Genomic DNA, 20,671 nt, shown 5'->3' with positions numbered 1-20,671 from the left:
ACTTGTAGCAAAAAAATAAAATAGCTTGGCGCAAACGCGAGAAAAAATGATATGTACGCCAAGCCAAAGGAAACTATTGTATCTGTCTAAATAATGGGTATTGCAGCTAAGCGCCAATGTTTTAGAGGGAAGCCCTTAGCTGCAATGTGTTTAATCGTTGCTATTGGTAACGATTAAATTTTACCTACTAGGTCTAAAGAAGGTGCTAGCGTTTCTTCACCTGGTGTCCAAGCTGCAGGACATACTTCACCGTCATGCTCTGCTACGTATTGAGCTGCTTGAATTTTACGTACTAATTCTTTAGCAGAGCGACCAATACCTAAGTCATGTACTTCAGCGACTTTGATCTCACCTTCAGGGTTGATTACAAAGGTACCGCGAAGTGCTAAACCGTCTTCTTCAATCATCACACCGAAGTTGCGAGAAATACGGCCTGTTGGGTCACCAATCATTGGGTATTGAATTTTGTTAATTGTGTCTGAACTGTCGTGCCATGCTTTATGCGTAAAGTGTGTGTCAGTTGATACTGAGTACACTTCAACGCCCATTGCTTGTAATTGCTCGTAGTGGTCAGCCATATCGCCTAGCTCAGTAGGACAAACGAACGTGAAGTCAGCAGGGTAGAAAAACACAACCGACCATTTGCCTAAAAGGTCTTGCTCGCTTACGTCAACGAAATCACCGTTGTGAAAAGCCGTTGCGTTAAATGGTAGTAATGTTGTGTTGATAATTGATTGATGCATGTATGTCTCCAAATATTTTTAAAATGTGTTTTGTTGTCTACGGAAGCTATATTAAGAGAATGCCTCTGATTGTTAAAATTGAATGAATAGATTGTCATGATTGATAAAAGCGATTAAGCGGTGAGCATAACTTGATGTATCGCAACTGTTGCAGTTGTGTGACAGTTAACTGCTTGAATTGTTGTTATTTTCTGATAGTTTAGAGCGTAACCAGTAGACGGAGCTTACTGTGGCGTCTACATAATTAGCTGGTAAGTATACTCAATCTACTATGGAGTAGTATTAGAAAATGGAATTGAATGTATTACTTGTATCACTGCTTCCTATGGATGAAGAGTTGTTTATAGAGAAAGGGCAGGTTAGGGATATAACATTATTTGAAAAAGCACTTGATAGAGCGAAAGAGAGAGATGATGAATACTCGATCAAAGTTTATATAAACGATCATTTAAACGGTTATATGGCTGGAGTTATCTCTAAAAAATCTAGCGTAAAACTTCATGATCGAAACTTTGAAATACATAATGAAGAAGATTTTCCTCCCGTAGTTTGGCTTTGGGATAGAAGTGAACAAGTAATACTTGTAGAAAACAAGACCTCTGTATTTAGCAGCGCTAATGTTGCAGCCAAAACCTTTTCAAATATATCTAACAACATAATTTTAGCGGAACATGGTTTTCGTGCTCATATTCACCCCAAAACAGTTGATAGTGCTTTTTGGGAAACGTTTGAATCTTTCGAGTACGTTAGTGAAGTTAAATTTAACCTTGCAGCACCAAACCTATTTGGTAGTACCAAAAAAGAAATAGGCGACTTTCTTCATGAAGTGGTTGATGAAACAAACGCATCAGAATTTTCTCCTGTATTCAAAAACCCTGACGGAAACCTAAACCTCAAACCATCGAGTTGGCTTAATGCTATGGTTGATTGGGTGAAGGATGGAGCTGGCACTTGGAACATTCGAGGTAAAAGAACACATAAAGATAAATATAAAACTATCGGTAGTAAAACTCGTGCAAAATTACTTGTTATCGATGGTAATATTACTGAACTAGAGCTAGAGAATTATAAGCCGCAAGACATTGCTGAAATAGTTGAAATGATTAGACATCGGTATACATTCAAAAAATGAAATTATTAATCTATTTAGCTGCATTAGCCTTAATTTCTATCCTTTTCTCAAGCGTGGAACAAAGTTCATATCGTATACTTGAACGCACTTTACCTCCTGTTTTGGGAGCTTGCTTAGGTGGCGTACTTGCTTGTACATCAATTGTTGTAAGCGTTTTATCTGCATCCTCAAGAGACACCAAACAGAAAGCAAAAACGAGTGAAAAATTCTCAAGGTTTATTAATAGTCTCGAAAGAGACGTGAAAATACTTGTGGTTTGCTTGTGCCTTATTGTCGCTTTGCCATATTTAAGGACATTAGAATATCCAATAACGTTAAGCTTATTTGAATTATCACCTGAATATTTAAAACAAAAGTTATTTTCAACTTCAGAAATCTTTGTAGCGAGCATCGCATTTTTAGTTATTTATGAATTGGTTACGGTTTTAATAGCAATACTTAAGAACATGATGGTAATTCATGAGACGGATACTTAATAAATTGCTCAAAAGGGTGCAAAAATGCTTGGCTTGCACTCCTTCGTCGCTAATTTTAGCCAAGCATTTATGCGTCCAAAAGTAAGGCGTTGACTTTCTAAGGAGATTAGGTGCCAAGTCCAAAAGTATTCGTATCATCAACCTGTTATGACCTGTCTATGGCCAGAGAGCAATTAAGGTCTTTTCTATTACGACTGGGTTATGATCCTATTCTAAGTGAATACTCTGACGTCCTATACGACCCTAGGGCTCATACACATTCAAGTTGCATTCAAGAAGTCCCAAACGCTGATATGGTGGTACTCCTTATCGGTCCTCGATTTGGTGGTAAAGTTATTCCTGAAGCCTTGAATAATGTTGATATGGAAAGTTTAATTAGTTCTAGTTTCGATGTGACTGTACTGCAAGAGCCAGAAAAACTGTCTATCACGCAACTTGAAGTCTTAAAGGCAATAGATTCCGGTGTACCTGTTTTTGCATTTGTCGAAGGAAAGGTCATGCATGACCATTTCGTCTATCAAAAAAATAAAGAGCTCGTAAATCAAATAAAATTTCCGTCTTTAGATAAACCTGAGTCTGCAAAATATATTTTTGAATTTATTAACTTTTTAACCCATAGAAATAGGGGTAATAGCGTTATAACTTTTAACAAAGTTGAAGATATTGAAAACCACCTTAAAAAGCAGTGGGGCTCATTGTTCCAGAAACTTTTAAGAGAAGAAAGAGATCAAAGTGTAGAGTCTAGAAAGATATTTACTATTACAGAACAAATTGAAGACCTTAAAGCTGCAATGATATCTACTATTGGTAGTTCTCAAAATCGTGATGTTGCTCGTGGAGTAATAAGGTATCGTCGTTTAGCTGACTTTTTAGCAGGTCTAAACCTCCCTGATTTTAGTGTTGTCACTAATGACGGCTGTTCTTTTGAATATTTGTTAGAGCTAGCTGAAATCGTTGAAATAGTCGATTTACCAAATAGGAATACATTTGGTAGAACAGCACTAATTAAATCGGATAGAACATATTATGAGTTGAGATTTAGACAAGACTTTATCAATAAAATATCTATTGATTGGCAAAGTTATGTAACACTGACTCCTGACGTAAGGCAGGTAATTTTTGATGCGATATCTGACATGGGAAATATGGGGCCAGGAATGTTACGTTATCGAGACCAAAGTTTTGATGACGAATTTCAAGATTACTTTGAAAAAGAAAATAATGTTCTCGTAGGCTTAGAAGCCTTCATGACAAAAGAGGTAGATGAAAGCGAAAGTTAACAAACTGCCCAAACGGGCAATCTTGTTACCCTGTTTTAGCGAATGCCTTATCAAAAAAACAGGCACTTTCCCTCAAAAGTGCCTGCTCATCTCAGACCTATTATTTCAAACTATCTAAAAACGATAATCTAAACCAATGCGGTAACCTTGGCCGTCACCTGGGTATTGGTAAACTAGCTGATAGTCTTCATCCGTTACGTTGGTGATTTTAGCGTGCAGGTTAAGGGCAGCGCTGACTTCGTAGTTTGCATTTAAGTTGATTAGCGTAAAGCTGTCTAAGTCAATGCCACTGCTGTCTAATCGGCTGCCTTGATAGTTCACGTTTACTGACACATCAAACGCTTGTGCTTGGTAACCCAGGCTATAGTTGGCGCTAAAGTAAGGGCGAGAGAACAGCTGTGTGTCTGTGGTCTCGTTCTTAGCGTCAATATGGCTAAGGCTGGCTTGGTGGTAGATGTTTTCATAACTAATCTTACCGGTAGCGTCTAACCCTTTAATTTTCGCTTCAGCGACGTTGGTAGGTTGCCATGCGCTGAACGGATCGGTGGCATCTAGAGGGGCCCACTCAATTAAGTCGTCAATTTCGGTTTGATACGCACTAATTTCAAACTCAACATTGTTTTCATGGTAACGCGCTAACAATTCAGTGTTGCGTGAGGTTTCTGAAACAAGATCTGGATTACCTGCGCTACCAAACGCTTCAGGCCAGTATAAGTCGTTAAAGCTTGGCGCTTTAAACGCTGTGCCGTGTGATAAGGCCACTAACCAATGTGGTGTTAATTGATAACCGACACTTAATTGAAAGGTGGTTTCGCTGTCAGTATCGCCAACACTGTCATAACGTACGGCTTGTTCAAACTTCCATTGGTTGTGCTCTTGGCGAGCAGTAGCAAAGAATGCTGACGCTTCACGTTTTGTATCAGAGTATAGTGTCGCGCTGGTAATTTCTTCGTCGTACCATTCAATACCTACGGTGAGCTCTTGCGTGTCTGAAACTTGTGTTTGCGCGATACCTGTTACTTGGTTGCGTTTGGTTTCAAATAAGCTGTTTACTGCGCCTTCGAATAAGTCGCTGTTGTTGTCTTCGTTATTATCAACCGATTGGGCGTAGCTTAGTTGAACGTTTGTGCTTTCGGTATTCCAGTGGCCACGTAAAAGGAAGTGATAGTTGTCGTGGTCAAACTCATCACCGCCAAAAGAGGCGTCGATTTCAGAGTTACCTTTATCCAGTTGCGCGTTTACTTCAAGAGTAAATAAGTCACTGAATTGGCTTGAACCAACGAGTGATACTGATTGGCGGTCGTAACCGTCTTCGTCAGGTTGGTCGATGGCGAATATGTTTGCTGGATCAGGCTCAATAACGTCGTAACCGTCCGTGCTTTCGGTAAAGGCGCTTAACGTGTAGTTGTGTTTTTCGTTGCCAAAACCAATGGCGCCGTAGCCTTGCCAGTATCCGTCGTGACCGATTGATGCGCCTACTTGGCCTTCACCATTACCGAGTTGACGAGTAAAAATTTGAATTACGCCGCCTAATGCGTCAGAGCCCCAAAGGGCTGCTCGCGGTCCTTTAACCACTTCAATACGCTCAACAAGCGCAACAGGAATAGTGGCAAACTCTTTACTGCCTAAGGTGGCAGATCCCACTCTTACACCGTTGAGTAATACCAATACGTGGTCGCTGTTAGTACCACGCACAAACAGCGAGGTTTGATGACCTGCGCCACCTTGTGTACTTGAGGTAATGCCGGCGATACGTGTTAATAACTCTGCAATTGAGTCAGGTTGTAATTGCTCAATCTGGGCTCGGTCAATAATGTCAACTGACGCGAGTGCGTCAAATTTGTCTTGTGCTGAGCGAGAAGCGGTAACAATGATGTTTTCAGTTTCGTTTGTTTGAGCGAAACTGGCGGTAGAACTTAATGCGCTTGTGATGAATAAAGCGACGATTGATTTTTTCATATTTTCCTCATTCAAGCACCCACCGTGCTTAATGTTGAACTTAGCTAATGGCCGGTCTCCGGACTTATTACGCTGATACCGATTAAGGTATTGGGTAAACGCAAATTACCGTTGCGGGGGCAGTGTAGGAATTAAACCTACTTCCCAGTTTCACGCTGCTTTTTTGAATTAAAAACAGGCACCATCAGTTTTAAGGTTAATCGGATGTGTAGTAGAACGATCTTACTTGATCGAGACTGGCACACAAACGGGCGACTTCATCCAAGCTGCGCATTGTCATACGATGCAAAGCGTCGGCATTAGGATGAATAAATAGGTTATTTTCAACGGCCTCTAAGTTTTTATACATCGACCAGTTAAAGAATTCTCGTTGGCTTTTGTTCGGCGCTTTTGGCTGAACAATGGCGTGAATGTTTTTGCCAATTAATGCTTCAGTGCTCACTTGTGGATAATCCAGCGGCGCGTTAGCAAAAGGGTTGTTGGCATTGCATATGTTGAGGTGATGTTGTGGCCACGCATTTTTGGCAATGGTGGTTAGCGGCTGATGCCACACTTCATAAAAAACATTCACGGATTGTTTGTTACTGTATTGGCGTTCCAAGGCTTCGAGTTTTGTTAGCAACACTTTGGATAACAGTTTTCCTTGGCGTGCGTGTCCGGTGATTTTGCCAAAGGTTTCTATTTCTTGGGCGAGCTCTCTGAATGTGTCTGGCTGAGAATAAATCACCTTAAAGCCAAGCTTTTTGAGTTTGGCTAAGTCTTGGCTTGGGTTGCCACTTTGCCAAGCAATAATTAAATCAGGCTGCATGGCGACGATTTTTTCTAGCTTCAAATTCATCGCATTACCGACGCGCTCAATATCAAGAGCCTGAGCTGGGTAGTCGGCAAAATCTGTGGTGCCAATAATTTGCTCGCCCGCACCCAGTTCAAACAATAACTCGACAATATGTGGTGACAGGGCAATTATTTTTGGTGGCTCGGTCAGCTTAGTGTCAATTAATGGATAGCTAAAAAATGCTGCACTTTGTGCGGTAAATAATAGCCCTATGAGTAATAGCAGTGTGTTAAGCATTTTTAGCATTACCAGTCCAGCCCTTGTTGTGCTTTTATGCCGGAATCAAAGGCATGTTTGATTGATTGCACTTCACTGACGGTATCAGCTAGCTCGATCAGCGAACGATGACAAGCACGCCCCGTGATCACTACATGTTGGTGGGCTGGGCGCTTGTTGATGGTGTTAATAATTTCGTCTAAATCGAGGTACTTAAATGAAACCATGTAGGTGAGTTCATCGAGTAATACCATGTCGATGCTGGGATCGGCTAAGCGTTTTTTAGCTTGCTCCCAGACGAGGGTGGCGGCTGCAATATCAGCAGTTTTATCTTGAGTGTCCCATGTAAAACCCGTCGCCATCACGTCAAAAGTTACGCCGTGAGGTTCAAGCAGGTTTTTCTCGCCGCTGGCCCATGTGCCTTTAATAAACTGGACAACGGCGGCTTTTAATCCATGACCGACGGTTCTGGCGACGGTGCCAAAACCTGAGGTTGTTTTACCTTTGCCGTTGCCGGTGATCACTACAACAAGACCTTTTTCTTCTTGTGCTTGCTCGATTCTAGCGTCAACTTTGTCTTTGAGTTTTTGCATCCGCTGTTGATGCTTATCTGAATTTTTATCACTCATCTTATTATTTCAACTCGTTATTTATGTACATAGCTATTTGATTCTTTTGCTCATGATCAGAATAAAAAATACACTGCCCAATGCCGAAGTGATAATGCCAATAGGAATTTCAACTTCGTTCATTGCTGATCGCGCAATAACATCAACCCAGACTAAAAATATGCCGCCCACTAAGGTGCTACCAACTAGCAAGGGCACTAAGGTGACACCTATAATCTTTCTGACTATGTGCGGCACCATCAAACCAACAAAACCAATACCGCCGCAATAGGCCACAATGGTGGCAGTAATTGCTGCACATAAACCAAACATCAGCAGTCGAATATTATTGGTATTAACGCCTAGGCTTTGCGCGCTGCTTTCACCCAGCAGTAGCGCATCAATTTGACGGTGCAGCGCTAACATAATGGTTATACATAGCGAAACTACGATAAAAATTAGGTAAAAGTCTGGCATGGACACGTTGGCTAAACTGCCCATCAGCCAAAACATAATGCGGTTTGTGGCAAAGGGCTCTGACATATACAGTAAAAATTGGGTGGCAGCGGAAAACATAAATGAAATGGCGATACCCGTCAGCAATACTTGGTCGATTCGTTTAAGTGATTTAGCGACTAAAACCACGATGATGATCGAAATTAGCGCCCCGATAAATGCGCCTAAGGGCAGGGCGATACTGATGTAGTTAGCAAGTAAAACATGGGCGATTGTTGCGCCCAATCCCGCACCTGCAACAATACCGAAAATATAAGGATCGGCGAGGTTATTTCGTGTGGTATTTTGCAGCATAGCACCGGCGCAAGAAAGCCCAGCGCCTGCGACAAATCCCACTAGCAGCCTTGGTACTCGTAGTTCCCAAATAACAACTTGGTTTACGGTGTTCTCGCATTGTCCTATCAGACAACTTGTGATTTCGCCCAGCGATAATGGGACTGAGCCGAAGGTTAGTGAGGCAACTAATGACAGTGCGCTTAAAATTAGCAGTAAAGGCAGTGCAACGGTTAGCTTAGTCATGCTTAACCTTCAATATAGGTTGGACAGATGCTTGTTGTTTGTCTTGATGGATTGAGCTAACGCGACTTTGAGTATTATTGTCGGGGTAGAAACTTATTTGCGGCACTTGGTGTATTGGGTGTGTCGTTTTAATGCAGCTTAGACCAAACACGTCGGATAGCATTTGCTCATTGAGCACTTCGTCAATATTACCGTCACAGCGTATTTGACCATGTTCGAGCAGAATTAAACGCTGACAATACTGTGCGGCAAGGTTTAAATCATGCACTGTCATTAATACTGTGATCCCAAGTGATTTTACTAAAGACAAAATTTGGTGTTGATAGTAAACATCTAGATGATTGGTTGGCTCGTCAAGCACCAGTACTTTGGATTTTTGCACTAACGCACGCGCAATTAATGCCCGTTGCTGTTCGCCACCCGATAATTGGTTGAACAGGTGCTCACTTGCGTGGGTTAAACCTACTTTAGATAGTGCTTGTTCAATATTGGCGTAATCCTCAGGAGTGTCGCGTTCAAATAGGTTTTTATGAGGCATTAGTCCCATTCTTACTACATCAAAAACTGACAGGTCGAATATGCTGCTGGGTTGCTGTGAAACTAAGGCGAAATAATGCGCTAATTGCTTGAGTGAAAGCGTTTTTGTCGACTGGCCTTCAAGGGTAATCTGCCCTGTGTAGGCGTCAATTTGCCTTAAAATACAGTGCAATAAACTGGTTTTTCCTGCGCCATTTGGGCCAATAATGCCGACGACTTCGCCTTCTTCAACATCAAACGAGATGTTGCGCAGAATTTTAACGCTTTCTGATTGCCAACTGAGTTGTGTAACCGACAGTAATACCGACACTCGACCATCCAATAATAAGTTTTAAAGGCGGCAAGTAAGAAGTAACAAACCAACAGGGCCTATTACTGCTCACGTGTATTCCCGCACGTAAACGACTAATCACAGCTATGGTAGGTAATCTGACTCTTGGCAAATTTATCGGCCAATTACAGTTGCGGGTACAGTTGTGGATTTTCACCACATTCCCTATTAGCGTTGAATTTAAATTCATTCTTGCGCCATAACGTGAGAGCGCTCAGTCTAACGGTAATTGTAGTTTAATACAAGTAGATGTTTAGATGGCTAAATGAGGTTATTGATAATAAAAAAGGGAGCAATAGCTCCCTTCATTAAGTTTTAACTTCGATTACCAGATTTTTACGCGTTTTTCCGGAGCAACGTACATGGCATCGCCTTCTTTTACGTCGAATGCTTTGTAGAACTCATCCACATGGGCAAGGATACCGATAACGCGGTATTCACCCGGAGAGTGTGGGTCAGTTGCTACGCGGTTACGTAAGGTTTTTTCGTTCATCTTTAAACGCCAAATTTGAGCATAACCCATGAAGAAACGTTGATCGCCCGTTAACCCGTCAATCACGGGTGCTTCTTCGCCGTTTAGAGAAGCTTTATACGCCTTGTAGGCAATAGTAACACCGGATAAATCGCCTATGTTTTCACCTAAGGTTAGCTCGCCGTTGACGTTAAGATCGTCAAATGGTTTAAAGGCGTTGTATTGCTCAACCAGTTGGTTAGTACGAGATTTAAATTCTGCTAAATCTTTGTCTGTCCACCAGTTTCTTAAGTTACCTTCGGCGTCATATTTACTGCCTTGGTCGTCAAAGCCGTGGCCCATTTCATGGCCGATTACCGCGCCGATACCGCCGTAGTTCACTGCGTCATCTGCTTCCATATTGAAAAATGGAGGTTGCAAAATAGCTGCTGGGAAAACAATTTCGTTAACGGTTGGATTGTAGTAAGCGTTTACGGTTTGAGGTGTCATGCCCCATTCCCATTTACGAATTGGACCACCTAGTTTTTCCACTTCTTTTTTGTGTGACAGCTTGCCAGAGTTGATGATGTTACCGACAACGTCGTCACCTTTGATGGTTAATGCCGAGTAATCTTCCCATTTGTCTGGGTAGCCAATTTTCGGTGTGAATGCTGCTAGTTTGACGTGGGCTGCGGTTTTAGTGTCGTCAGACATCCAAGCTAAGTCAGTGATTGACTTGCCGTATGCGCTACGTAAATTTTCAACCAATGTGCTCATGCGCGCTTTGGCTTCAGGCTTGAAGTGACGGCCAACATAGACCTTACCAATAACTTCACCTAAATTGTTGTTAACAACTGAGACGCCACGTTTCCATTGTGGACGTTGTTCTTTTCGACCATTAAGTTCTTTTGAGAAAAATTCAAAGTTTTCGTTGTCTAGATCAGTAGAAAGGTAATTTGAGAAGCTGCTTAAAGTGTGGAATTTTAAGTAGGTTTTCCAGTCGTCCATTGACGTCTCTGCGATAATTTTACCTAAGCCTTGCACGTAATCAGGTTGGTTAACGATCAAATCGTCTTGACCTGCAATGTTACCTGCGGTTAAGTAAGCATTCCAATCAATGTCAGACGTTAACTCGTTTAGCTTTGATTTTTCGAACTTGTTGTAACGCTTTTCGCTGTCGCGAGTTTCAACTCGTGTCCAGTGGCTGTCTGCAAGTTTGGTCTCTAAATCCATAATAGTTTTAGCTGCTTCACTGCCGTTTTCAAAGCCAGCAAGATTAAACATTTTTTCAATGTGGGCTAAGTAGCCAGCACGTAACTTAACGAAGCGTTCTTCTTCATTGAAGTAGTAATCTTTGTCAGGTAAACCTAAACCGCTTTGCCAAACATGCGTGGCGTAGCGGCTAGAGTCTTTTGCGTCAACGCTAATGTACATATACAGCGGGCTGCTAACACCGATACGTTGGTGCTCGCCAAAAAATGCCATCAATGCTGATTTAGAGTCAAGCGCGTCAACTTTTGATAATATCGGCTGGATAGGTGCGATACCTTTAGCATCACGCTGTTCTTGATCCATAAATGAGCGGAATAAGTCAGCCACTTTTTGCTCGTCACTGCCGGCGACTAAGTTAGGTGTTGCGGCTAGTTCTTCGATGATGGCTTTAACGTTTTCGTCTGCTTCATCTCTTAACCCGTAAAAAGAACCTATCGCTGTTTTATCGTCAGGGATTGCGTTGGCTTTTATCCAGCCACCATTGATATGACGGTAAAAGTTATCTTGTGCACGAACAGAGGTGTCCATGTTGGCCTTGCTGATACCAGAGGCTAGTACTGTTTTTTGTGCTTTGACTTCAGTAATTTGTTCGCTTTTTGAGCTTTCTGTGCCATTGCAACCAGAAAGAAGCAAAAGAGAAGAACATACTGCGCTTGTTAAAATTGTTTTCATTGTTGTTTCTCAATTTTCTTAGAATTAGTTGGGCCATCTTTTAGGCCTAATGTAGCATCGTAGTTTTTAAGCACTTAAATTACCAGTGAGTTGTTAATTAAATGTTAACGGTTACGATGGGTATTATGTATCAAAATATATACGCTGATTAGCACTTTATGGCTAAACTTTTGATTGCATGAATAAATTCACTGCACACTCGCACATTTCTTCTATGCTGCTGGCGTCTGCGTAGATGCCATCAATGATCAATCTGGCCATGCCATGCATGGTGCTCCATGTTACTTGGGCTAGTCGGAGGGTGGCTTCACCTTGCGGTAAAATACCTTTTTCCTGCCAAGCTTTGGTCATGTCAACTTGGTATTGAAAGCAGGGGTAAGCAATGTCACGTAATGCTTGATTTGCTTGGTTATGTTTCCAAAGGGTATTACCAAACATTAGGTCATAAATAGCAGGGTTTTGTGAAGCAAACTCGATATAGCTAAACACGAATTTTCGGTATCTTTCATGCACAGTTAACGAGGTATCATTAAAGATCTCTTCTTCAATGGTGTGCCATTTGGCAAACCCTTGAGCGGCGACAGCACATAGTAGGTCGTGCTTGTCTTTGAAATGATGGTAAGTAGCGGTACGAGAGACGCCTACCTGCTCAGCAAGCTTTCTAAGTGACAGGGCTTCAACGCCTCCTTCGTTAATCATGCTTGTAGCTGCATTAAGTAATGAAGGACGTAAGTCGCCGTGGTGGTACTTGGATTTTGTTTTCGACATAGAATCTTTTTTGTTAAAGCGTTTTTCGTGACCTGACTGCCACATTAGCAAATATTAAGCCGGCAACCAAAGACATAAATATCAAAAATGTTTGTGAGCCAATATCAGTGGTGTTGAGTATTGACTGGCCTGATACGGCGGTGTTTAAGCCTATATACACTTTACTGCCGGGCACAAGCACGACAAGCCCAAGTAACATCACAATACTTGAGGGTAAGTTCATGACACGGGCGAAGATATTACTGTAAATACCTAAAGCAAAAGCACCGGCAAAGGCGCCTAAAGCAAATCCTAAGTAGGGGCTAGCAAGCAAGGTTGTTCCGTAAGCGACATAACCGGCGATGATGCCCCATGGCGCATCTTTTACACGAACTTTGAATAAGATCACAAGGCTAATTGATAATGTGGTAACAGCTGCCCATGATGTCCACTTCGGCGGTGGTGTGGCTGAGATTAAATCTGCTGTTCCCCAAAATAAATCACCTAAAGCCATGCCCAGTACGGCGCCAAAATAGAGTTTAAATAACACCATTAGTGCATCCATAATGCGCGCTGTTCCTGAAACTAAATGGCGTGCGGCTAGCTCAGATAAGCCAAGTGTTAAAGCAAGACCAGGAATAAAGGCAATGATAGCTGAGAGGATCACGAGCGGCATATTGATCTGAGAGTCAATGTTGGTGATCAGTGAAGCCAACATGGCGACAACTAATGCTGACATGGGCTCTAGCATTTCGGTGACGCGTTTAGAACGTTCTGACCAAAAGATAAAAATACAGACGACAAAACCCAGCAAGGTTGCCCAGAATACATCATTCCAACTGGTATGCATTAACATGGCAAATGCGCCGCTTGAAGCGCCAAATGCAAAGAAAGAAAGCACCTTTCCGTATGGCTCAGACTTATTACTGATATCTTCTAAGCGCTGCGTTGCCTCTTCAAGGCTGCGTTGACCCGAGCTTAGCTCGTCCACCAATTCATCAGTTCGTGCAAGTGAGCCTAAGTCTAAATCGCCTGGTTTTACACGAACAATGTAATTGTGTTCGTTGAATTCTTCGTCAATCAATATAAACGTCAACGAGATAGGGGTGATGATAAAAGAGGCCTTCATGCCTAAAAACAGCGCAACGCTCTGTAAATGTGCTTCAGAGCGAAAAGAGTTTGTTCCAAATTGGTGTAACGCCTTACCTAAGCTAATAATAAAACGTCTTTTTTGTTTAAACTCTTCACTTTGCATCATTTAGCAACAGTTCCTTTCGGGCAAATACTTGAGGTTAAGTAAAACTTACTGATATCTTAGGATATGTTAATAGAATAGTAGAGATTTTAAAGCTAAATATATCAAAACTAGTTAGAGTGAAGATATATTGAGCGACTAGGTGAATATAATGGCATTATTGGTTATTTTAGCGTGTGTGTTTGGTGGCGTGGCGCTTATGGTTATTCTAGGCGAACGTTTTGGTAAACCCCTTGATGCCAAAGAGCAAGGGAAGTACAGCAAAATTATCATGGTATTAGTGTTTGTTTTACTGATTGTTGGTATTTTTAAAGGCATGGGTTGAGGCAGAAACTGCAAAGTGGTTGGTATTGAACACTTGGCCTAATGCGTTGTACTCCTGCTGGTAAATGCTTACGTCACCTTGATTATTCATTAATAAAACACAAGTAGAGCGTGTTCCATATTCAGGTGAAACGATGAAGATAGAACTGAGTCGTTGTTCCCAATCTAATGGTACGCCAGTATTAGGCAACAAATGACCCGGCGCTTGGGTAGTGTTTTGCATCAATGACATTAAATAATCAACGTTTAGCGCTTTTTCCTGAGTAACATATTGCTTTAACTTATTTTGTCCCGCGGCCATTTTCGGCCAAATATCATCAAGTGCACCATTACAAATGCTGTGAAAACCATCATGTAATTGCGTTTCTTTCTTTTTAACGCTATCGAAGCAATACAGCGCAGTAGATTCCGGGCAAAGTTGACCATAGATTAAGTTAAATCCTTGGTAATCATTTGCGTGCATACTCAAATAAGCCAGTAATTGAGCAGGTTTTTGACGCAGTGCTTTGGTTACTAGCTCTCCTCGTGAGCTGAAATTGTCGGTGTCGGTTTGTGCTTTACCTAGTCGGTAGTTGGTTAATGCACTAAATGAAATTCGTTCAGCAGCATCCACCATAGGTGAAGCATTAATGCCAAGCCAAGTTCCGCCAGCTTGTAAATCCTTTCCTGCGATGATGTGTTCATCATCGGTTTTACTTTTCCATAAATGCATGGTTTTGGTAGGACGTTGATGAAATTCATCTCGATTGGCGCAAATGATCACCGGGTAGTTTGGGTGTTGATTAATCGCTGTAAATAAAATGCACACGTATTGCTATACCCACCGTTAAAAATTATTGCTATAACTTAGCCGATTCAAGACTTTATATAAATGGCTGAGTCGGCTAAAGTTGCCCTATAAATTACTTTTATCCTTTGATGAGTATTGTGATGTTTGAAATTCCAATCCCTGATTTAAAAAACAAAGTGTCAGACATTGAGTGGCAAACCCGTGTTGATTTAGCTGCTTGTTATCGTTTGGTGCAAATGCATGGCTGGGATGATCTTATCTACACCCATATTTCAGCACGTATTCCAGATACAGACGAATTTCTTATTAATGCCTTTGGATTGGCCTTTGATGAAGTTACTGCTTCAAATTTGGTTAAGATAGACCTTGAGGGCAATATTTTAGATCAAGATTGTCCATTTGAAATTAACCCAGCAGGCTTCACCATCCATAGCGCTGTACATGAGGTTAGGCATGATGCAATGTGTGTTTTGCACCTTCATAACAATGACACGATAGCGATAGCGACATTGGAAGAGGGATTACAGCCGTTAAGTCAGTATTCAGCTTTTGCCTTGGCGTCAATGAGTTATCATGAATATGAAGGCTTGGCGGTTAATGCACAAGAGAAAGCAAGACTGCAACAAGACTTAGGCCATGCTAATTTTATGCTGTTAAGAAACCATGGCGGTATGACGCTAGGTGCAACTATTGGTGATGCTTTTATGCATATGTATGATCTTGTTCGCGCGTGTCAGGTGCAATTACAAATTCAAGCCACCGGCAAGCCACCCGTATTCATTGACCAAAGCATTGTTGATGGCATTAAAGCGCAAGCCAATATAGTACATACAGGGTTAACAGGCGGGCAAAAATCTTGGCCAGCGATGTTACGCCGTGTGTACAAATCAGACCCGACGTTTGCTTCATAGCAAATCAATAACCAAGTATTATTAATGATCCTAGCTATAGGCTTAGGGTTAAAACAAAAGAGTTAACTGCCATGAAAGTTACCCACGTAGAAATTTTTGATATTCACTGCCCAGAACGCCCACCTTGGAATCCGGTTTTTATTCGTATTCATACTGACGAAGGTATTACTGGCGTTGGTGAAGCGGGCCTTGCGTATGACTGGGGTCATAGTGCGGCAGCAGCGATGATAAAAGAAATCGCAGAAGCGATATTAATAGGTTTTAATCCATTTCAAACTGAATTGTTATGGTCGCGGATGTTGCGTGAAAGTTTTTGGGGTTTAGGCGGCGGGCCTGTGCTGTATTCAGCAATGAGCGCTATTGATACTGCACTTTGGGATATTAAGGGCAAGGCGCTAGGCGTTCCTGTTTATCAACTGCTCGGCGGAAAAGTGAATGGCAAGCTTCGTACTTATGCCAGTCAATTACAGTTCGATTGGGATAAAGAATGTAAAAAGCTACTAGAACCACAAGAATATGCAGAAGCTGCGCTTAAAGCGGTAGCCGAAGGATATGACGCTGTGAAGGTGGATCCTATTGTTTATGATAAAGATGGTACATCTTCTTTTGATCGCACGAAATTATTTACCAAGCCACAAATGCGTTTATTTGGTGATCGCCTGCGCGCGATAAGAAGTGCTGTGGGTGAAGATGTGGATATAATTTTTGAGTCTCACTCATTAATGGGCGCGGCCTCCGCTATACAAATGGGCGAAGTGATCGAAGAAGTGGGTTGTATGATGTATGAAGAGCCGGTGAATTATTTAAATTCAGCAGTGCATAAGAAAGTCTCTGATCGTGTAAACGTTCCTATTGCTGGCGGAGAACGTTTGTACCATCGTTGGGATGTACGTCCTTATTTTGAGGCGCAAAGCATTGATGTACTGCAACCTGATGTCGGATTATGTGGTGGCTTTACTGAAGCCAAGAAAGTCTGTGATTACGCCGATGTTTATGATATTCGCATTCAGGCGCACGTGTGTGGTGGGCCAGTAGCGACCGCTGCGTCACTGCATTTGGAAACAGCGATCCCTAATTTCTTAATTCACGAACATCATACCTATGCGATTAAGTCGTGGAATAGGGAGTTGTGTATTCAAGATCCGCAGCCGGTTGATGGTTTCTTTGAAGTCTCAGAATTACCTGGCATTGGTATTGAACTTAATGATGATGTTGTAAAACATTCACCTCATGTCACTGTTAAGTAGGTAGGCAATGACCCTTATTAATGAAAACGAATACGGCGCGGTATCACTTGTAACGGTAACTGGCGAAGTAGGCGCATTAGATATAACGCATAAAGCTTGTAAAGCCCAAGTCAGTCTCTATGGGGGCCAAGTGTTGAGCTGGCAACCTACGGGACATGAAGATGTATTTTGGCTAAGTAAAGACTCCGCTTTTGGCAACGGTACGGCCATACGAGGAGGTATTCCCCTATGCTGGCCTTGGTTTGGAGGTTATCAAAACGGCGGTAACCATGGGTTTGCTCGTACGCAAACTTGGCTATTAGACAAGGTGAATATTATTGCTACGGGTATTGAAATTACGTTGAGTTGGCAAGGTAAAGATATACATGATTTATGGCCTAATGAAGCCAGGTTGACGCAAAAACTATTTTTTGGTGATGTATTCAAACAAGAACTTATCATGGAGAATTTATCTAACCAAGAGGCACAATATACTGGGGCATTGCATAGTTATTTTACTGTTAGCAACCCCTCCAAAGTGAAAATTGAATGTCTTAACGATGTACTTTTTGACTGTAAGTTATCAGGTGATAAAAAGATCAGCGATCAAAAAGCCAATATGGTTGGCCCAATGGATAGAATCTATTACAGCAGTAATGACATGGATATTGTTGATGAGGGTTTACAGCGAAAAATCACGGTTTCTTCTACCAACTGTGATCAATGGGTGTTATGGAATCCTGGTGCCGACACTGCGAGTAAGATGAAAGATCTTCACCTACATAGTGAAAATGAATTTGTTTGTTTAGAACCCGCAAATACTGATTGGCAATGTTTTCCTGCCGGAAGACAGGTTTCAATGGCTCAGAAAATTAGCGTAAGCCATTTATAGACATTTATAGCCGTTTAGACGCGTACGCTTATATTCTCGTGTGCGCTTTTATTTAAAAATTACGGCTCTATTTCTACCTGCAGATTTTGCTTGATAAAGTGCTTTGTCGGCTTTAGTAATTAACTGCTCCAATGACTCTCTTTGGATGTCACCGTCAGTGAGACCGAAACTGACCGTCGTATTAACGAACATATTAGGCAACTCTGCTTCAATACGCATTTGCTCAATTGAGCTTCTTAGACGTTCAATGACTTCATTGGCTCTTTCGGCTTTAATATCGGGCAACAACATAATAAATTCTTCGCCACCCCAGCGTCCTACAATGTCAATATTACGCATATTTTGGTGAATATGTTCTGCAATTGCTTTGATGACGTTGTCACCAGTTAAGTGGCCGTACTGGTCATTGATGTTTTTAAAGTTGTCAATGTCTGCTATGACCAAAGCGACGTCTTGGTGTTCTGACTGCAATTGCTCATAATGCCAATGGATAAACCCACGTGTTGGCAGATTAGTTAAAAAGTCTGTTTCTGTGTCTTTCGCCAAGTCTTTTCTAAATGTGTTTAAAGTAAATTTACATAGAAGAACCAGCGTAATAGCAACAGAAAATACAATTAAAAATTTTTGAATAAATATTTTCCAATACTCACTTTGTGAGCTTGCTGGCGGCATGATGATATAGACTTGCCAGTCGATTTCTGGAATAGGTAAAACAGAAACGATTAAATTCATCTCTGGCAAGATAACATCGTTAGTATCGGTTTTTTGTTCAGTATAGGTTTTATACCACTGAAGACTATTGACGTTAATTTGTTCGTCTTTGCGATGATGCTCTTCGGTTTTCATCAGGTGGTTTGATGTTAAGGTTATAACGCCTTCTTTATCAACAAAAACCAGCTCAATACCAAAGCGCTGCTGAAACTCTCGAAAGGCATTAGCAAAATAATCTAAATCCACGGCAACGCCAGCAAAACCAAGAAACTCTTTTTCTTCATTGAATATCTTAATATCAAAATACAAATGTGGGTTTTCAGCATTGCCAAAATCAATAAATTGATTGGCAGGTAAGGCTTTTAATCTTGGATACCATTCCGCTTTTTCTGCATCTAAACTGAATGTCTTTTTCTTGGAGTCCATTGAAATATTGTGCTTTTCAAAAGCAACAAATGAGAGCATCTCATAGTGGTGTGATAGGTGGTCCAAATAACCATGTATATAATCGATATCGATGGTGTCACCATCAGCAACATCAAGCAAGAATTTGTCACGAGCCATAAAAGACGCAACAGTAAGCGGTCTGATTATTTCATTGGTGATCAAACTATAGAGCGGCACCGAGGCTTGCTGCTGCACGCGCACATGACTATGAACGATTTGATTAAAGGAGTAGTACGATGTTAACGCGGTAATTACAATAGTCATTATAAATAAAACGCTAATATATCGATTAAACTTTTTTATAAGTTTCAATTTAAACCTGCATAGCTAGTACATTAATTATAATTACATCACCTTAACGTCTGGGTAATGATTTAATTAAGAGTATACGCTGGCGCTTGATTTGTATATTTAGATAATCAGATTTTTTGTAATCAACATCTGCGTGAAAGGAATTTTTAAATAAAAGCCACGCGGTAAGGTTTGAAATGGTTTACCATTTTTGTCAAATGCGGCGGTTTTTACTTTGCTGTTTGCAGCTTTAGGCCGTAATTGTAGCACTTGTCCGTGCTTACCATGTATTTTTTCCACTTCACCTAGCACAATCATGTCAGTGAGTTCTTGCCAATCGTCCGCCAAAAGTCGTTCTTCTTCTATAGATGGAGACCATAAAAACGGTGTGCAAATAGTACGATCTTTCACCGGAATATGGCGCTCGGCAATAACGGGCACCCAAAGCACGCGTGAGAGTTTGTGTTTAACGTGAGAGTTTTCCCAACGCGCACCGATCAATCCCGTCAAAGGGGCGACAGAAACAAAAGTTGTTTCTAGCGGCTTGCCTTGTTTGTTGATAGGCAGAGTTTTAAGTTCAATGCCTAATCCAGGGAAATCGGGAATAGGTTTCGAGCCGGCGCTTGCCCCTAAAACGAGTTCTAATAGCAACCCAGTCCAGCCTTTATCTCGAAGCAAGTTTTGAGGAACTTCAATATTTTGTTGTTGTGCGATTTCACCTAATGTTAAGCCTGAAAGAGCATGCGCACGTGCAGTGAGTTCTGCTTCTGATTGTGGAATGTTTATAGAAGTCAATTGTATGAGTAATGGTCTGTTTTAATCGCCATTGTAACTTAATCTTTGATATTTGAAAAAATAATCGAAGGATCTGTTTGCTAGGGCGCTAAGATTATGGAAGAATCAAAGTATATAAAAATTAATTTGTCAGGAGTTCCTGTGATAGATGCCGAAGGCTATCGAGCCAATGTCGGCATAGTAATAATCAATGACAGGGGACAAGTATTTTGGGCAAGACGTTTTGGGCAACATTCATGGCAATATCCGCAAGGCGGTATTGATGATGGTGAGTCGGCAGAAGAAACACTTTATCGCGAGTTGTACGAAGAAGTGGGCTTGAAACCGGAACATGTAAAAATAGTTGCAACAACAAAACATTGGCTAAGGTACAAATTACCGAAGAGATTTATACGACACGACAGCAAACCGGTTTGTATCGGGCAAAAACAAAAATGGTTCTTACTTAAATTGACAGCGCCAGAGTCTGCGGTTGATTTATTGCATTCATCTCATCCTGAATTTGATGATTGGCGTTGGGTAAGTTACTGGTACCCGGTTCGACAGGTTGTTTCATTTAAGCGTGATGTTTATCGTAAAGTGATGAAAGAGTTTGCCTCAGTGGCAATGCCATTTCATCGTCCGGATCGAAGACGACGTAGAAACTGATTATTATTATGTATGGAAATTGCTGACCTGATCTAGTCATTATTGGGTCTAGCGATATCTTTTAATTTTGTTTTCCTTTTAGGAGTC

General features: G+C 41.4%; 20 protein-coding genes and 2 riboswitches. Of the genes, 8 read left to right on the top strand and 12 right to left on the bottom strand.

Going from position 1 to position 20,671, the window contains the following annotated elements; genetic code table 11:
* Positions 1 to 173 precede the first annotated feature (173 nt).
* Positions 174 to 743, bottom strand: a complete 570-nt coding sequence (gene ahpC, locus QUE03_RS14720) for an alkyl hydroperoxide reductase subunit C (protein ID WP_286262698.1) — start codon at positions 741 to 743, stop codon at positions 174 to 176.
* A gap of 289 nt (positions 744 to 1,032) precedes the next feature.
* Here ahpC and QUE03_RS14715 point away from each other — a divergent pair, with 289 nt between their 5' ends.
* The 3 genes from QUE03_RS14715 to QUE03_RS14705 all read left to right on the top strand — a co-directional run bounded on the left by QUE03_RS14715 (position 1,033) and on the right by QUE03_RS14705 (position 3,631).
* On the top strand, positions 1,033 to 1,875 hold the full coding sequence (locus QUE03_RS14715; protein ID WP_286262697.1) for a hypothetical protein: 843 nt from the start codon (positions 1,033 to 1,035) through the stop codon (positions 1,873 to 1,875).
* Positions 1,872 to 2,351 carry a hypothetical protein gene (locus QUE03_RS14710; RefSeq protein WP_286262696.1) on the top strand — a complete coding sequence of 160 codons (480 nt, stop codon included), beginning with the start codon at positions 1,872 to 1,874 and terminating at the stop codon, positions 2,349 to 2,351. Before QUE03_RS14715 ends, QUE03_RS14710 begins: the two co-directional genes overlap by 4 nt.
* A gap of 110 nt (positions 2,352 to 2,461) precedes the next feature.
* A complete protein-coding gene (locus QUE03_RS14705) occupies positions 2,462 to 3,631 on the top strand; it encodes a DUF4062 domain-containing protein (protein ID WP_286262695.1) in 1,170 nt (389 codons plus the stop codon).
* A gap of 114 nt (positions 3,632 to 3,745) precedes the next feature.
* Here the strand turns inward: QUE03_RS14705 and QUE03_RS14700 are convergent, their stop codons facing one another.
* The 8 genes from QUE03_RS14700 to QUE03_RS14665 form a co-directional block, all read right to left on the bottom strand.
* Complete coding sequence (locus QUE03_RS14700) at positions 3,746 to 5,590, bottom strand: TonB-dependent receptor domain-containing protein (RefSeq protein WP_286262694.1); 1,845 nt, start codon at positions 5,588 to 5,590, stop codon at positions 3,746 to 3,748.
* A gap of 32 nt (positions 5,591 to 5,622) precedes the next feature.
* Positions 5,623 to 5,791: riboswitch (cobalamin riboswitch) on the bottom strand.
* The gene (locus QUE03_RS14695; RefSeq protein WP_286262693.1) at positions 5,787 to 6,671 is read right to left on the bottom strand and encodes a cobalamin-binding protein; all 885 of its coding nucleotides are present in this window, start codon (positions 6,669 to 6,671) and stop codon (positions 5,787 to 5,789) included. (Overlaps the previous riboswitch by 5 nt.)
* The gene (gene cobO, locus QUE03_RS14690; RefSeq protein ID WP_286262692.1) at positions 6,671 to 7,270 is read right to left on the bottom strand and encodes a cob(I)yrinic acid a,c-diamide adenosyltransferase; all 600 of its coding nucleotides are present in this window, start codon (positions 7,268 to 7,270) and stop codon (positions 6,671 to 6,673) included. Before cobO ends, QUE03_RS14695 begins: the two co-directional genes overlap by 1 nt.
* A 33-nt stretch (positions 7,271 to 7,303) precedes the next feature.
* The gene (locus QUE03_RS14685) at positions 7,304 to 8,284 is read right to left on the bottom strand and encodes a FecCD family ABC transporter permease (protein ID WP_286262691.1); all 981 of its coding nucleotides are present in this window, start codon (positions 8,282 to 8,284) and stop codon (positions 7,304 to 7,306) included.
* Entirely contained in the window at positions 8,277 to 9,131 is an 855-nt protein-coding gene (locus QUE03_RS14680; protein WP_286262690.1) for an ABC transporter ATP-binding protein, read from the bottom strand. The genes QUE03_RS14685 and QUE03_RS14680 overlap by 8 nt, the downstream gene beginning before the upstream one ends.
* 92 nt (positions 9,132 to 9,223) lie before the next feature.
* A riboswitch (cobalamin riboswitch) is annotated at positions 9,224 to 9,368 on the bottom strand.
* A gap of 109 nt (positions 9,369 to 9,477) precedes the next feature.
* On the bottom strand, positions 9,478 to 11,547 hold the full coding sequence (locus tag QUE03_RS14675) for a M13 family metallopeptidase (RefSeq protein ID WP_286262689.1): 2,070 nt from the start codon (positions 11,545 to 11,547) through the stop codon (positions 9,478 to 9,480).
* A 162-nt stretch (positions 11,548 to 11,709) separates the two neighbouring features.
* Positions 11,710 to 12,315, bottom strand: coding sequence for a TetR/AcrR family transcriptional regulator (locus QUE03_RS14670; protein ID WP_286262688.1), 606 nt, complete (start codon positions 12,313 to 12,315; stop codon positions 11,710 to 11,712).
* A gap of 13 nt (positions 12,316 to 12,328) precedes the next feature.
* Positions 12,329 to 13,549 (bottom strand): threonine/serine exporter family protein, encoded by a 1,221-nt coding sequence (locus QUE03_RS14665; RefSeq protein ID WP_286267873.1) that lies wholly within the window; start codon positions 13,547 to 13,549, stop codon positions 12,329 to 12,331.
* A 151-nt stretch (positions 13,550 to 13,700) separates the two neighbouring features.
* On the opposite strand from QUE03_RS14665, the gene QUE03_RS14660 reads away from it, so the two are divergent.
* Complete coding sequence (locus tag QUE03_RS14660) at positions 13,701 to 13,874, top strand: hypothetical protein (protein ID WP_286262687.1); 174 nt, start codon at positions 13,701 to 13,703, stop codon at positions 13,872 to 13,874.
* On the opposite strand, the gene QUE03_RS14655 is transcribed toward QUE03_RS14660, so the two are convergent.
* Complete coding sequence (locus QUE03_RS14655) at positions 13,839 to 14,681, bottom strand: NRDE family protein (RefSeq protein ID WP_286262686.1); 843 nt, start codon at positions 14,679 to 14,681, stop codon at positions 13,839 to 13,841. The genes QUE03_RS14660 and QUE03_RS14655 overlap by 36 nt on opposite strands.
* A gap of 122 nt (positions 14,682 to 14,803) precedes the next feature.
* Between QUE03_RS14655 and QUE03_RS14650 the strand changes: the two genes are divergently transcribed.
* The 3 genes from QUE03_RS14650 to QUE03_RS14640 all read left to right on the top strand — a co-directional run bounded on the left by QUE03_RS14650 (position 14,804) and on the right by QUE03_RS14640 (position 17,692).
* Positions 14,804 to 15,574, top strand: a complete 771-nt coding sequence (locus tag QUE03_RS14650; protein ID WP_286262685.1) for a class II aldolase/adducin family protein — start codon at positions 14,804 to 14,806, stop codon at positions 15,572 to 15,574.
* 71 nt (positions 15,575 to 15,645) lie between these two features.
* Positions 15,646 to 16,821, top strand: coding sequence for a mandelate racemase/muconate lactonizing enzyme family protein (locus QUE03_RS14645; protein WP_286262684.1), 1,176 nt, complete (start codon positions 15,646 to 15,648; stop codon positions 16,819 to 16,821).
* A gap of 7 nt (positions 16,822 to 16,828) precedes the next feature.
* Positions 16,829 to 17,692: a D-hexose-6-phosphate mutarotase gene (locus QUE03_RS14640; RefSeq protein ID WP_286262683.1), complete on the top strand. Its 864-nt coding sequence runs from the start codon at positions 16,829 to 16,831 to the stop codon at positions 17,690 to 17,692.
* A gap of 48 nt (positions 17,693 to 17,740) precedes the next feature.
* On the opposite strand, the gene QUE03_RS14635 is transcribed toward QUE03_RS14640, so the two are convergent.
* Both QUE03_RS14635 and mutH read right to left on the bottom strand, forming a co-directional pair.
* Positions 17,741 to 19,114, bottom strand: a complete 1,374-nt coding sequence (locus QUE03_RS14635; RefSeq protein ID WP_286262682.1) for a sensor domain-containing diguanylate cyclase — start codon at positions 19,112 to 19,114, stop codon at positions 17,741 to 17,743.
* Between the two features lie 147 nt (positions 19,115 to 19,261).
* Positions 19,262 to 19,936 carry a DNA mismatch repair endonuclease MutH gene (gene mutH, locus QUE03_RS14630; RefSeq protein WP_286262681.1) on the bottom strand — a complete coding sequence of 225 codons (675 nt, stop codon included), beginning with the start codon at positions 19,934 to 19,936 and terminating at the stop codon, positions 19,262 to 19,264.
* 141 nt (positions 19,937 to 20,077) lie between these two features.
* Here mutH and rppH point away from each other — a divergent pair, with 141 nt between their 5' ends.
* The gene (rppH, locus tag QUE03_RS14625; RefSeq protein WP_286267871.1) at positions 20,078 to 20,584 is read left to right on the top strand and encodes an RNA pyrophosphohydrolase; all 507 of its coding nucleotides are present in this window, start codon (positions 20,078 to 20,080) and stop codon (positions 20,582 to 20,584) included.
* Positions 20,585 to 20,671 lie beyond the last annotated feature (87 nt).

Origin of the sequence: Thalassotalea atypica (genome assembly GCF_030295975.1) — a bacterium.
Taxonomy (GTDB): domain Bacteria; phylum Pseudomonadota; class Gammaproteobacteria; order Enterobacterales; family Alteromonadaceae; genus Thalassotalea_F; species Thalassotalea_F atypica.
Note: the sequence above shows the minus strand (reverse complement) of the source record. Positions and strands in the feature narration are given on the sequence as shown.